This window comes from Fimbriimonadaceae bacterium, assembly GCA_019638775.1.
Taxonomy (GTDB): domain Bacteria; phylum Armatimonadota; class Fimbriimonadia; order Fimbriimonadales; family Fimbriimonadaceae; genus JAHBTD01.
Map to the genome: position 1 here is coordinate 74,137 of JAHBTD010000001.1, position 14,067 is coordinate 88,203.

Consider the following 14,067-nt stretch of genomic DNA (forward strand, 5'->3'; position numbering starts at 1 on the left):
TCTCTAAAGAGTTCACTTGGAGTTGCACTGTCCGCTGACCTACGCGCAAATCAGGTCAGCATCGGTAAAGTCGTTTACAGACAAGATTCAGGTGAAGGTCTTGAGAGTTCGAATTGCGTCCAAGATGGGCAGCCAATTCTCACTACACGTTGCTTGCAGGACGGCAATCCCTTCTCACCTGAATAGCGCCTGGTCAGTGGCGATACCATTCGAAGAGAAGGTGGTAGGCGCAAAGCTGGAAATTACTTGGTACGCTAGAGTTTTCACCAAGAGACGTATCACTGAAAAGTCCCGACGTCGTGCTAACGATGATCTCCCCCGTTCCAAGCTTCGCGGAGACCACAACCGTCTTCCCACCCTCCGTCTCAACAATCGGCTGGCCGCCACGTAGCGTCGCCAGATAGAACTGCGACCCTACAAAGTACCGATTAGGCTTACCGTTAAGCCTCACTGTGTAAAGCTTCTCAATCGGTAGCGTCCCATCCTTTTTCGCCGCGCTGTCAACATGAACACCGGCCGACTTCAGAAGCTTCTGCAGCGGTTTGCTGACCCCGCCAGAATCCAGCAGTAGCAGCCTTCCCCCATTTCTAATCCACTGTTCCAAGCGCGAGAGGTCGGTATCCGGCGAAGAGTGTTCATGGATCATCGCGATGACTCTTGACTGTTTCATCGCCGCATCAAGATCGTACTCAATCGTCGGTCGAAGGCCCACTCGCTGTACAGCGATATAGGCTGTCAGATAACCCTCCTCAACTGGCTTATCATGGGTCAGAAGAATCGGGAAGTGATAGCTAACTTCAGGTTCATAGAATGTAACGCGCGGAATCGGGTTCCGCTCCACCACTTGCGGATAGCCCTTTTCAACGATGAAGCCAAGGACCGTTGCTGAAGCTGCAAGGCCTAACCAAAGACCCGCAACACCAGGAGAAAAGCCCGACCAAAGGCTAAGCCCGATTAGCCCAAGTCCCAGAGCAATGAGAATCGGTCGTAATGGCATCGTTCCGTTCTCACGACGAAGCCAATCGATCGTCGCCACTGCTGTCTCCATCTTGCCGGGAATATAGATCGAGAAGTTCGAGAACAGCGTGCTGTCCGACCATACGGCAACACGCCCGCGGCCCGCATCGACTACCGTTGACGCACGACAAAACCCGGTCCGCTCGGATAGCTGCACCTTGAAATCACCAAAGAAAGTGCCGACGGTCGTATCGCCATCATCCATCAACATCCGACCAGCATTTACAGGGTCTTGAGCCCACCAGTTCCCCAAGATGGATGCGCCGGTGTAGAACAAGAAAGTGTTCATCTGCCTTGCTGTAGGGTGCACCCATGGTGAGCCTTCAAAAATTGTGCGGATGTCCCGAGGCTCGGCAAAAGCATCGTTGCGAAAATGAAACCCGAACTCCCCTGCTATTGGATTGAGGTGGGTCGTCATACCAAACGCATCCGTGTGGTCGCCGATAAGCCAGAGTCCTCCACCTTGCTGGACAAAATCTACAATCGCGGCAATAGACTCCTTGGAGTAGGCGCGCGTTGGCGTCTTGACCACGAGTACGGACACCCCCTTCAATCTCTCGGGCGTGATCGTCTCCGTGTTGCGACTTACGTCGAAGTAATGTCCCAGACCGCGATAGAAGTCGCTGTAGTTATAAACGCTGCGCGTCCCAAACCACTGGGTCGTAATCGGCTCGTCAACTGCCTCCCAATCGCTGCAGCTGTCGTCGACCATCACGACCCCAGTTTTCACAGGTCCTGGCGCAGGCCACTGCCACCCTATGACGAGGCAAAGGGCTCCCGCAGCCCCTAACCCGACGGCGGCGAGCGAATAGCGACGCGACTTGGGCATAGCCGACTCCCGATCGCCCTTGGGGATGCCCAGGCTAAATATGCAAATCGGAGCGATCAGAGCGAAGCTTAGACAGATATAGCCGTCGTCCCACCACTGAGGACTCAGGGCGCTTCCAAAGTAAAGCACGACGCTGGCACCCCAAAGCACCCCAAAAAGGAATCCCACGCCCAATGTCCGCAACACGGCTCTAACCTCGTAACGATAGAGGAAAGCCATGAACACAAGTGTGACAAGGAAAGTGATCCATAGTTGCCCGCCAAACTTGTCCAAACTCGGCAGAACTGTCTGCGTACCCGTCTCCGAACTATAGGTCAGCATCCCTTGCGAAACATGAGACGGGATGCCGAAGAGACCCAATATCGCCTGCAAAGGCCAAGTCAGCATGGGAACGGAATGCGTCCGTGCCTCAACGTGCGTGTAGATATTCGCCACCAACAGGCTTCCTATCCAGGCCGTCGAAAGCATAAAAAACGCGCCGAAAAATCGCTGCGCAGTCGGCTTGGGTATCCAACACAAGACGCCAGCGACAGCCACAAAAATTGCGCCCACGAGCACGGGCAAACTCGCCCACAGGCTCGGCAAAAGCACGATCGGAGCTATCTTCCATAGAGGACTGTAGAAGGTGGCTTTGGTTGGTAGAGGAACGACCAAAGCTCCCAAGAAAGCCAGTCCTGCCCAGAGCACCCAAGTTCCGTGGGGCATAAACCCAACACCAAGAAAGCTCCGGTAAGTCAGCGCATACTGGGCAGCCGAACACAGATACACAAGGCTAACAAGCCAAATCGGCAGCAGCCATCCCGTGCGGTGATCCTTACCACTCCAAGCAGTGAACCAAAAACTGAACAACTTCCACATCGATGGTGGCTTGCCTCCCAACATTGGCGTCAGTAACGAACTCGTCGTCGGCGATTAATATGACCCTTCCCTTTCCGATCTGCCGCCGTGCGACGATCGTCTCCCCCCAGCACTCCACAACAGGCTCCCATTGATCGCCCGAAATAGGGTTGGCATGCCGGAAAGGAACCTCTGGCATCCCGGTGCGATCAATCGGGATCGAGAAACGCCAGTTCGCATCCAGGACCCTGGAGTCGGGCGCGATCCCAATCAATCTTGAACTCACGCTGTACTCGAATGCAGCAGCGACCTTTGCCATCGCGACGTTGTTTGTCGCGTTTGCAGAAATGATCAAACGCCCACCCTCCTTCACATACTCCAACAGCCGTCGTGCCTCATCCATGGTGTATGGCTTTGTTGGAGCTGCGACAATGACCTGGCGCGGCTTGCTCGCCAGCATTCGGTCAAAGTCGTTGGAGAGCAAGAGTTCGCTGCCGGTTCGAACAACCGTTTCGCCCAGCCTGTAAAGCTCGGAGCCCTCCTTGCTGCTAACCACCGCTGGCCAGTGGCTTGTGTCAAAGAGTACGTTGGACGAGAGGTCTGGAGCCGGAGTCGACAAGGGCCGGGCAATGAGAGCTGTGACTGCTGCAACTGCTGCAAAGACACAGGCAATCAATGCCGGCGAGCGTCGCATTGTCCAAATCGTAAGCACAGACAACAACACCAAGCCGTACACAAGCAGCCAAGAAGCACCCAAGGATCGGTAACTGCGTAATCTCTCGAATAGCTGCATTCGCCATTCATGATTGAACGAAAGTGTCGAGTCTTGAAATCCGCTGGTATCGCCAAAAACGACGACGGTCCCTTTACCCACTCGCTCTTCAGCCGCCAAAATAATTCCACCCAGCCGCTCACGACCTGTGTACATCATGTCACCGAGCTTTGATGGGCCAGTAGAGGCATCGCCCATGTCCGAGAATCCACGGTCGCCAGTAATCAAGACTCGAGCGCTTGGACCAACGTCGAGCGATGCGCCAATGCTAATCCGAAAATCGCTGTTTTCCCTGCCTGCAAAGCCAGGGGTTGGCGAACCCCGAAGCCCGTTCATCCATTGCGCCGTACCAGCCAGATCAATAGCACTATCAAACCGGAAACGGATTGATGTGAACGAAAGTAGCTCGTCAAGCGGCGCTTGGATGTCCCCAATATCCGTATGGTCACCCAACACCAGCAATGCGCCGCCTTCGCTCACAAAGCGTCTAATCGCTTCACGCTGCTTGACGGTAAATGCTTTTTGAGGATTTGCGACACACAGCACAGACACACCTGGAATGGCTCGTTCGACCTCTTCTTGAGGAACCGCCGTAGCTTCCCACCCGGCCTTCTGCAAATGTCGAACAAGGAGGCCGAAGTGTGCATTCGCGGTGTCCTGGCGATTTGTCGGCAGCCGCTCGGGAAAATCCAACGTTCCTAATCCAGGCTCCAGAACGACGAGCTTGCGGGGTGCATCGATTCTGCCACCCCAACCGGCCAGGATTGACCCCAATAGAAGAGATGTCGATGCGATCACCGCACCAAGCCGCACCCAACGGGGCTCGATCCATCCCTTTGATGGAGAGGACCCAAGCATAAAGACTGCGAGGAAAACGTCAAGGATAAGCGGAGCCAAGGAACTCGTAACCATGGTCATCGCTGCTGCAAAGAGGAAGAGCGCAACGAGTGGTGCCACAAGCCAAAGACGCCTGCCCCGAAGACGTATCGCTGCAATAAAGGTCACCGAAAGCGCCAAAAACAGCCACGGTAGACCAACGTAGTCAGGCCCCAGGCGCTGCGGGTGCCCCTGAATCTCGGTGACCCACAACGACACCGCCCAACTCGTCAATGGCAACTCACGCCACATGAGACCGGTTGACTCCCAATACAACAGGACAGTCAGTAGAAGACTGGCCGACGCAGGAAGCACGAACCAGCGCCGCATTGAGCGCCGCCCATAGCTAGCCGTAAGCGCTATCTGGAGAGTCATCAGCGCAGCGGCATGCCATGCCTGCCCAATAATCGGCAGCGCCAACAGCGGTGCAAAAACAAGCAAGCGGTGCGCTGAGCGTTTGAACATCCGTTGGAGCAGCAAAGCGCTAATCAGCAAAGGCAGTAAGGTCCATACGCGTGCGCCTGCGTGTGCCGTCGGATAAAGCGTTGCCGCCGCATATCCAAGCATGAGGAGAGCGATGCTGGCAACGCTGCGACCAAACAGCGCAGATCGTTCGTTTGCCGTCCACTCGCTTAAAGGCAAGAGTTGAGTCTTTGCCCTGGTTACCATTCATCCATCCTCAGCGGCACGCCGCTGTCAGCGACGATCAGTGGCTGAGATGTGGGTCTGGGCGCCTCGCCATAGAGGCTAAACGCGAACCGGAGAGTTCCAGGATTTTGGTTGACTAACCCATGGCCGATACGGATCTCAGCACCCCGGAGATTTTGCGAGACAATCGGGTGTGAAGATGCATAGTTCAGCGTCGGGATCTGCCGTAAGTAGGCAGAGAAAGTCGAAAGCGCTTGAGGCGAAAGCGTCGAGCACGGGATGACGTAAGACCTCTTGTCCGCAACCGCACGAAGCGCCTCAGTAAGCTGCTCCGTTGATAATGAGCACAAAACGCGGAAGAACGGCATACTCTCCGCCAACTGCTGAAGGTTTATACGATCCGACTTCGAATCGCGCATTCCTACTGAAAACCAGGCAGCGTTTGACTCTGGCGTGGCTGCCAAGCAGTACCGACGAAGGTCTTCAAATGAAACTGCCGCAACGCCCGTCTCAGCATCGATTGATCGATCCTCAAGCCGACAGAACGCAGAAATTGGCGGTTTGACCGTCCGTCGCAGAAAACCAAGTTCGTCATCAACGATGAGTAGATCACCGTCTTCACGGATGCTGATCGAAAGCTTCCGTATCTGATACGCATGCATCGCAGCACGAGCCTCATCAAGCGACAGGCCCGAGAGTTGAAGGATTTGCGGAGCGAAGTAAGTCGCGTCCAAATCGCGAAGCAAGGGCGCAAGCATCGATGCAAGCTTCAGACTTGTGTCTTTGCGAGCGTACTTGGGTTCCACCGCAAGGCTTGCTGGGCACTGTGCGATGACATCCTGCCCATACTGCTCAGCATAAGCCTGTAGAACCTGAAGAAGCCCCAGTCTTGTACCCTCGGGTAACTGAACTTTGGCCTGTCCTATGTCAGATTTGAGCAGATCACGTGTCCCAGCCAACACAGACTCGTGACTCTGCAGAGCCGATTGACCGGCAAGCGTCCAAGGCGTGGTTCCCCGCTCAAGGTCAAAAAGCGGTCCAAGATCGTAACCCGACTGTACTCGGTTCAGACCATCCTTAGTCAGCGGCATGGCCACGCCTCTTAACGCTCCCGTGTCCAGGTCCATCCAAGCCGACAGCGCGAGACCTCGCGCTTCAAGAATCCAGTTCAGAGAGAAATCTTTAGGATGAATCGCGCTTCTATCGGGAAAGGCAAACCGGCGAATCAGAGTCTCCGAGGGATAGAACGAGCCCCCGGACGTTCGTTTTTGCAGGCTCTGCAGCGAAGATTCCTCCCCGAGCAACTTGCTAATGATCCAATTTGGAACCGTCGCCACCGAAGCAAAACGATCCATTCGATCCTTTGCCTCTTGGACAGCCACTCCTCCACTGGAGGCAGATCCCGAACCCGACAGCGCACGGTAATCTTCCTGAGCACGTTCCAATTCCTGCTGGGCGACGGCAAAGTCGGCGCCAGCAAGGTCCCGAAAAACGAGCGTTAGCTGTCGCATCAGGCGCGCTTCTGCCCCACGATAATACGCGGATAAGAGCGCAGCATCTGCGGCAGCTAACTTTGTGTCGACCGCTATCGTCCAGTTGCCCGGACGGTATTCCACGAACTTGACTCCAAGCCCTTTTTCGAGGCGAAGTCTCTGTTCAGAAAAAGGCCGTTCGCGCAACGCAACCAAGGCGACCCTCGAAGCAAGCGATGCGTTGCAAACAACTTGCACTCCATCCTTACTGAGTACAGTTGCCAACTCCTCCAAGGTCATGATCGAGGGCTTTACCCCGACCATCGGATCGGAAGACACCTGCGGAGAGCACAGACCTATAGCGATAGCGGCCAACACGCTTGTCATAACATTAGCTTAACAGGGCAGAACGTCTTTGCCTCGAAAAGCTACAACGCCCAAGAGTGGAAGTCCGATCCCCATAATCAGAAGGCCGGATGAAGGCTCCTCTGGTGCGGTGGGATAAGGCGGACCGTCGGGGCACAAAATCCCCTTAAAAGTCAGACACACAATTGCGACTGTCTTTTCGCACGCGTAGCCCTTGGTGCAGTTGTTCTCGGTCTTCGTGTCGCACTGTTTCAGCGTATTGACGCAGTTCCAGTTCTTCGTCTCCGCACAGCTGCCAGCTGCATTAAACGTCAGATTGCAAAGGTCAGGATTGCTTGTGCAGCCTTCACCGTGCATCGTCATCTTGTTGCATATCGCCCCTTTTGTTCCACAGTTGACGCTGCTGCTTTTAGTAAAACAGTACGTCTCGGACGTGCTGCAAGCAGGCGGCAAAGTGAACACATCACACTTTGCTGCTGACTTGGTACAGTCAGTGACCGAGGTGATGCCTCCTGGGCACGCACTCGGAAGTGTGATCTCACCGCAATTGTCAGCCCCCTTTGTGCAGTCAGTTTTCGACGTGAAGCAGTTTGCAGTAGTCGCACAAGCGGGCGGTAGAGTGATCTCGCGACACTTGGAATGCTTCGTCAACTCACAGTTGTAGCTCGGCAGCGTGTTACAGGCTATCGGGATGGTATAGGACCCAGTTTCAGTATCGTCACTGGGCTCCTCAACTTCGTCGAAAAATGCCTCAAACTCCTCCATATTGGAAAGATAGTGCGTTGCCGCAACAACCTGAGCATCAGAAAGTCGGTGCGGGTTTGTGATCTTCTCCCCCGGCATAACTCGACAGACAAGAGTGCGCTTGAGATTCAGGTTAGCGTTAGTGATGGCATGCTCCTGCAGCCTGGTCTCCTGAGCGCACACGAACGACGACATCGCTACGACTAATACGGCAAGCGCAAGTCTATAGTTCATTCGATACATTTCACCTACTCCTCATGAGTGGAGAACTGTGCTGCCTGATCGCGTAGGCTACAGGCGAAACACAAGACGAACACAAGCATCGCAGAGAGCGGCGCTTTTGTTCAACAATCCTCCCACTAAGTTATCTTATCATAGTAGGTCGAAAAGTAATTATAATATTTTCGCCTTATTCTATTGGATTAATTATTCTTCCTTGAATGATTTAATGTTGAAGTATTTATGTTTGATTAAGTTTACTGGTTCTACAACTGAAGTTCTTACTTCCTTTACATCCCTAAGGTATGACCTTCTTCTTCGCGTCTTTATGCCACAGTGCATAGAGCACAGGCAGAAGCACCAACGTCAGGAGCGTTGACGATACGATCCCTCCGATCACGACCGTTGCCAGCGGTCGCTGCACTTCCGCGCCGATGCCCGTGTTCAGCGCCATCGGGATGAACCCGAGCGCGGCGACAAGGGCCGTCATCAACACCGGACGAAGCCTCTGTAACGCCCCTTCTCGCACCGCATCAAGCGACTTCATGCCGCCCTCTTGACGGAGTCGATTGATGGCCGAGACCATCACGACGCCGTTGAGAACGGCAACTCCAGAGAGGGCGATGAAGCCCACGCCTGCCGAGATGCTAAACGGCAATCCCCGCGCAAAGAGTGCGATCACTCCGCCCGTCATCGCCAGAGGAACTCCAGTAAAGATCAGCAAAGCTTGCCGCAAAGAACCGAAGGTTGAAAAAAGCAGCAGAAAGATGAGCGTGAGGGCCAGCGGCACCACGATCATCAGCCGCGAGGAGGCTTGCTGAAGGTTCTCAAACTGACCACCCCAACTGATATAGGAGCCTTCTGGCAGCTTCACTTTGGCGTTGATCGCCGCCTGGGCCTCCTCCACAAACGTGCCCAAATCTCGACCCCTGACGTTCAGCTGGACAACAACCCGCCGCTTCCCCATTTCCCGGCTGATTTGGGCAGGGGCGGGAACGTTATCGATGTGGGCCAGGGACGACAGCGGCACACTTCCGCCGTTGTGCGTTTCGATGGGCAGCGACCGCAGTTGCTCCACGTCGTTCCTGACCGATTCTGGGAAGCGAACGGTCAGCGCAAACCGGCGGTCGCCCTCCAAAATCTGCCCGACCGGTTCACCACCAAGGGCGATCTGGATCACCTTCTGGATGTCATCCACGTTCACACCAAGGCGCGAAATCGCCTCACGGTCGATGTCGATCTGAAGCATGGGAACCTCTTCCACCTGCTCGACCTCCACATCCTTCGCGCCGGGGATTCCGCGCACTGCATCGGCGATCTCATCTGCCTTTTCCCTCAGCACCTTCAAGTCCTCGCCAAAGACCTTGATGCCGATGTCTGCCTTCACACCGGACACCAACTCGGCGAAGCGCATTTGGATCGGTTGGGAAAAGCTGTAGCCCTGTCCAGGGACCTCCGATATCTTCTCGGTCAGCTCCTCAATCAGCTTCTCCTTGGTCATACCCTTTCGCCATTGATGGCGGGGCTTGAGCATGATAAAGGAGTCGGTGAGGCTGAGGGGCATGGGGTCGGTCGCGACTTCAGGAGTGCCGCTTCGAGAGAAGACGGTGGTGACTTCGGGAATCTCCAGCACCTTCTTTTCGAAGGCGGTTACCAACTTCACGGTCTGCTCCGCGTCTACCGTTCTCACGCGCACAGGCTGGATGACGAGGGAACCCTCATCCAACTGAGGAATGAACTCCGACCCGAGCCCCGTGAACAAAAACCCAGCTAGACCCAGCAATGCCACTCCGATTCCAAGAACCACGGCCTTGCTCTTCAACGCGAAGTCCAATGTGGGCCGATAGATTCGGGTGAAAAAGCCCATCAGTGGGTTGCGCCCTTCCCGAGTGTCGCCGGAGAGAATCAGGCTGGCGAGGGCGGGGATCAGGGTTAGGGTAAGAATCAATGCCCCCAACAGCGCGAACACGACCGTAAACGCCATCGGCTTAAACATCTTCCCTTCCGTGCCTTCAAGGGCCAGGATCGGGAGATAGACCACGGTGATGATCGTCACGGCAAAGGCCGTTGGCTTCGCCACTTCACGGGCCGATTCCCACACCGTATGCCGAACCTCTTGCCGGTTCAGTGTGGAGCCTTTATGCTCCCGCGCTTCGGCGACGCGGCGCACGGCGTTCTCAATGATGACGACTGCGCCATCGACGATGAGGCCGAAGTCGATCGCCCCCAAACTCATCAAGTTTCCGGAGATGCCGAAGCGGTTCATCCCAATGATCGCGATGAGCATGGAAAGTGGAATCGCAACGGCGACGATCATCGCCCCACGAAGGTTTCCCAACAGGAGCAACAGAATGAGGATGACCAGTAAGCCGCCTTCAAGCAAGCTCTTTTGCACGGTCTTGAGCGTCTCACCGACAAGTTCGGAACGGTTGTAGGTTGTGACAAGCTTGACGTCTTCGGGAAGCTGCCCACGAATCTCCTGAATCTTCGCATCGACAGCATTGGCAACCTTTTGGCCATTCGCGCCCTTGAGCATCATCACGATGCCGAGCATCGTCTCTTTGCCGTCCTTGGTGCTGATACCAGTCAGAACGGGAATGCCCAACTCAACCTTGCCAATGTCACGGATAAGGACAGGAATGCTCTCTTCCGATTTGACGACGACCCTTTCAATGTCCGCCTTGGAAGTCGCTGCTCCAACGCTTCGGATCAGGACCCGCTCGCCGTTGCGCTCAAGCACTCCGCCGCCCGCGTTTCGGTTGTTCTTCTGAAGCGCTTCGACCACTTCATCGACGCCGATTCCCCTGGCTTGGAGGAGTCGCGGTTCGACGATGACTTGATATTGCTTCACGCTGCCATCGGCAGCGTTGACTTCGGCAACCCCTGGCACCGTCCGCAATTGGGGTGAAACGAACCAATCTTGCAGAGTGCGCAGCTCCATTGGACTGCGGTTTTCACTCTCAAGTGTGTACATGTAAATGTCGCCCAATCCCGTGGAAACCGGCCCCATATGCGGGGCTTCAATCCCGGGCGGCAGAGACTCTTTAACACTGGCCAGCCGCTCGTTCACCAAGTTCCGTGCGAAGTAAGTATCGACGCTGTCTTGGAACGTGACAATGACCTGGGAGAGCCCGTACTGGCTGAGGCTGCGCACCTCTTCGACGCCCGGCAGACCACCCATCGCAGTTTCGACCGGGAAGGTGACCAACTTCTCGACCTCTTCCGGGCTCATCCCCCCGGTTTCGGTGTTGACAACAACCTGGTTGGTGGTGATATCGGGCACGGCATCAAGGGTGAGATTCCGCCAAGAGTAGACCCCATAGCCGACCACAAGCAAGGTCGCCAAAATGACGAGAAACCTCTGAGTGAGGCTGAAGTGCAGGACGCGTTCGAGCATTAGTGATCATGCCCCTTGAGTTCGGCCTTCTTGAGTTCGCTGGAGAGGATAAACACCCCGGTCGTCGCGATCTCCTCGCCCTCCTTCAGGCCGGAAACGATGGCGACGAAGTTTCCATCCTGCGACCCCAGCTCCACTTTGCGTTTCTCGAAAGCGCCGCCCTCTTTGACGAAGACAAAACTATCGCGGTCCTCCGTCAAGATCGATGTCTGTGGTACGGCAAGGTGCTTCGTTGAGGCTCCCGTTCCCACTCGTACTTTGGCGAACATGTCCGGCTTTAGTGCGCCACCGGCATTGGCGATGAGGCACTGTACTGGCATGGAGCGCGTCTTTGGGTCGATCCTGCTGCCGACGGACTGTACGACTCCCTCAAATGTTTTGCCCGGCATCGAGGCTACCGCCACGGAAACCGTCGCGCCTTTGGCGATGATCGCCGAGTCTTGCTCGGGCACATTCGCCGTTACCCAAACCGCATCCAAATTCTCTACTTCAAGGATCGTTTGCGTTCGATCCACAGCCTGCCCTTGCGTGATGTCCAGATGGGTGACGACGCCCGCGATTGGAGCCGTCAAAGACACACGCCCAACCGATGCGCCGACCGACCCGCTGTTCGAGCGGTACACCGCCTGAGCATTGGCGACCGCCCTGTTTGCGTTGGCGAGAGCGGCCTTCGCAGACCGAATCCGAATTTCCGACTTCTCCCTTTCAAGTTCGGCTGACCGGACTTCTGCTTCGGCAGTTTGTAGCTCTTTGGCATTCAGCAAGCCCTTATCGGCGATACTCTTTTCCCGCTCATAAGTGCGCTTGGCCATGTCGACCCTGGCCTGCACCCGATTGAGCCGTATCTCGTCTTGCTGAAGCTCCAGACGCGCAGCTTCAAGCTCCGATTTCGACACAATTCCATCTTTGAACAGGTTCTCTATCCGGCGGAATTGCTCCGCGTGAGAAGCCTGCTCCTTTTGAATACTGAGTAGCTCACTCTGGGCGTCGTTCAGTTCACTCTGCGCTTGCTGGACCGGGGCCTGATTGAAAGCCCCTGCTTTGGCAAAGTCCTGCTGACGCTTGAGGCTGATCCTTGCCGCACTCAGCTTTGCTCGCGAGAGATCGGCCTCCGCAACAGCCTGCTTGAGGTCTGCATTGGCAACGTCTCTGGCATGTTGGGCATCAGCGATGGACGACCAAGACTGGGCCAGTTCGGGCGACTCAATAACAGCGAGTGTTTGGCCCTGTCGTACGGTGTCACCCAACGATACGCTGATCGACACGATCCTGCCCGCTACAGGGGGTGTGACGACAGCGCGACCCTTTGTCGTGCTGTTCACGACCCCGGGAACGTCTATGCCGTCCTGAATCATGCGATAGCCGACCGTCCCAATCTCAATCCCGGCGATCTTCATCGCTTCAGGGGATAACTCGACGTGGCCCTCCTCATGCACATCCGGCGTCGCTGCGGGTTCACTATGGGCATCGTGCTCTGGCGAGCTACACCCGACGACAAAGATAGCTAACAACGATACAACGATCCATAGACTTCTTTTCATCGCAAACCCTCCATCAGAAATCCAGCAGCACGGTACTGCTGGACCGTCGTGAGCGCCAATCTCTGCCGTGCCTCGACGAGCTCCTGCTCGATCTCCCGCAAAGCTCGGGTCGATTCCAAGACATCCACCTGAGTTCCAAACCCCTCGCCATAGCCTCGCTGAGACTTCTCGACGAGATCACGCGCCGAGGACAGGATCTTCTCGTAACTGGCTACTTGCGCACGTTCAGCCTCAATCTCAACTTGAATTGCCGCGAGTTCAGAAATCGCATGCTTCCGAGCATCTTCAATCAGCGCTTTTGCCGAGGCGGCCTTCTTCCGCGCTGCATCGGATTCAGCCTTGGATTTGCCATGATCGAAAAGCGCCCAGGTCAGTTGAATCCTCGCTCCGTAGTAGGCGCGCGAGTCGTTCCAAGGCGACCGCCGAAGCTGAAACTCCAGTTCCGGCCTCCTCTCAACGCTGACGAGTTGAGCCTCCGCTTCCGCGATGTCGGCTTGTGCGATTAGAGCAAGAATGTCCGGTCGATCTTTCACTTCAAGCGCTGCAATCGGGCTCAATGCGTCGGCGATCCCTGACTCCACATCCGCTTGATGAATGCCCAGCGCGCCGGCAAGCCGACGAAGAGCCGCAGCCTTCCCCGAAGCTCGCAAACTTGCCGCCTGCCTGGCTCGTTCCAGTTCGATGTTCGCGCGAATAAGCTGCACTTCGGCGACCTTCCCTTCTTCAAATCGCCTCCGCGTTGCGGAAAGTAGTCCTTCCGCTACTTTCAGGAGGAGATCGGCAGACTCGGAAAGATCACTCGCCGCAACCGCATTCACATAAGCGTCAAGCACCTCGCTTTGAAGTTGGAGGAGTTCGCCTTTATAGGTTGCTTCCGCAAGCTTCAAGTGGGCCAACCCGACCTTGCGTCCAGCAGAAGCTCGTCCAAAGAGGTCAATCGGTTGACTCAGAAAGAGATCGCCGTCGGTGGCTCCAACTTCGCCCCGCGATGAACCGCCCACCCCGAGAGTCGTGGGCAGGTATGCGCCGTAAGCTCGAGCGTTTGCCTGAGCTTGTTCGAGCCCAAGTCGCATCGCCCGGACACTGGACCGGTTCTCAGCCGCTGTCTTAAGCGCGTCGGCGATGCCAAGTTTTGTTTGCGCTTGCCCAAGCAGTGCGCCCAGGATAAGCAAAAGGGATAACAGTGTTTTCAAGGATTCTCCAGCATTGGGTCAGGGCCGACGCCTTATGCAGGAGAGCACATTGACGACGACGGTTGACTAGGCCAATGTGGAAGGAGGACCGCGAGCATCAACTCGGCCCGGAGGGCCGTGGATGGGAGCGGCGGGTATCGGTGTCGTCGTCACTAC

Annotated in this window: 7 protein-coding genes; all 7 read right to left on the reverse strand. The window is 55.9% G+C overall.

All coding sequences use genetic code 11. The features are described 5' to 3' along the window. Window positions 1-193: 193 nt before the first annotated feature. Window positions 194-2,704: a hypothetical protein gene (locus KF784_00310; GenBank protein MBX3117477.1), complete on the reverse strand. Its 2,511-nt coding sequence runs from the start codon at window positions 2,702-2,704 to the stop codon at window positions 194-196. Next, entirely contained in the window at window positions 2,661-5,000 is a 2,340-nt protein-coding gene (locus KF784_00315; protein MBX3117478.1) for a hypothetical protein, read from the reverse strand. The genes KF784_00310 and KF784_00315 overlap by 44 nt, the downstream gene beginning before the upstream one ends. Next, window positions 4,994-6,838: a hypothetical protein gene (locus tag KF784_00320; protein MBX3117479.1), complete on the reverse strand. Its 1,845-nt coding sequence runs from the start codon at window positions 6,836-6,838 to the stop codon at window positions 4,994-4,996. Before KF784_00320 ends, KF784_00315 begins: the two co-directional genes overlap by 7 nt. 9 nt (window positions 6,839-6,847) lie before the next feature. Continuing rightward, the gene (locus KF784_00325; protein MBX3117480.1) at window positions 6,848-7,795 is read right to left on the reverse strand and encodes a hypothetical protein; all 948 of its coding nucleotides are present in this window, start codon (window positions 7,793-7,795) and stop codon (window positions 6,848-6,850) included. 283 nt (window positions 7,796-8,078) lie between these two features. Then, entirely contained in the window at window positions 8,079-11,177 is a 3,099-nt protein-coding gene (locus KF784_00330; GenBank protein MBX3117481.1) for an efflux RND transporter permease subunit, read from the reverse strand. Continuing rightward, window positions 11,177-12,718: an efflux RND transporter periplasmic adaptor subunit gene (locus KF784_00335; protein MBX3117482.1), complete on the reverse strand. Its 1,542-nt coding sequence runs from the start codon at window positions 12,716-12,718 to the stop codon at window positions 11,177-11,179. The genes KF784_00330 and KF784_00335 overlap by 1 nt, the downstream gene beginning before the upstream one ends. Next, a complete protein-coding gene (locus KF784_00340; protein MBX3117483.1) occupies window positions 12,715-13,911 on the reverse strand; it encodes a TolC family protein in 1,197 nt (398 codons plus the stop codon). The genes KF784_00335 and KF784_00340 overlap by 4 nt, the downstream gene beginning before the upstream one ends. Between the last annotated feature and the right edge of the window lie 156 nt (window positions 13,912-14,067).

Coding starts and splice junctions, on each gene's coding strand:
- KF784_00320 (MBX3117479.1), bottom strand. CDS start 6,838: ATGACAAGCGTGTTGGCCGCTATCGCTATAGGTCTGTGCTCTCCGCAG.
- KF784_00310 (MBX3117477.1), bottom strand. CDS start 2,704: ATGTGGAAGTTGTTCAGTTTTTGGTTCACTGCTTGGAGTGGTAAGGAT.
- KF784_00325 (MBX3117480.1), bottom strand. CDS start 7,795: ATGAACTATAGACTTGCGCTTGCCGTATTAGTCGTAGCGATGTCGTCG.
- KF784_00330 (MBX3117481.1), bottom strand. CDS start 11,177: ATGCTCGAACGCGTCCTGCACTTCAGCCTCACTCAGAGGTTTCTCGTC.
- KF784_00315 (MBX3117478.1), bottom strand. CDS start 5,000: ATGGTAACCAGGGCAAAGACTCAACTCTTGCCTTTAAGCGAGTGGACG.
- KF784_00335 (MBX3117482.1), bottom strand. CDS start 12,718: ATGAAAAGAAGTCTATGGATCGTTGTATCGTTGTTAGCTATCTTTGTC.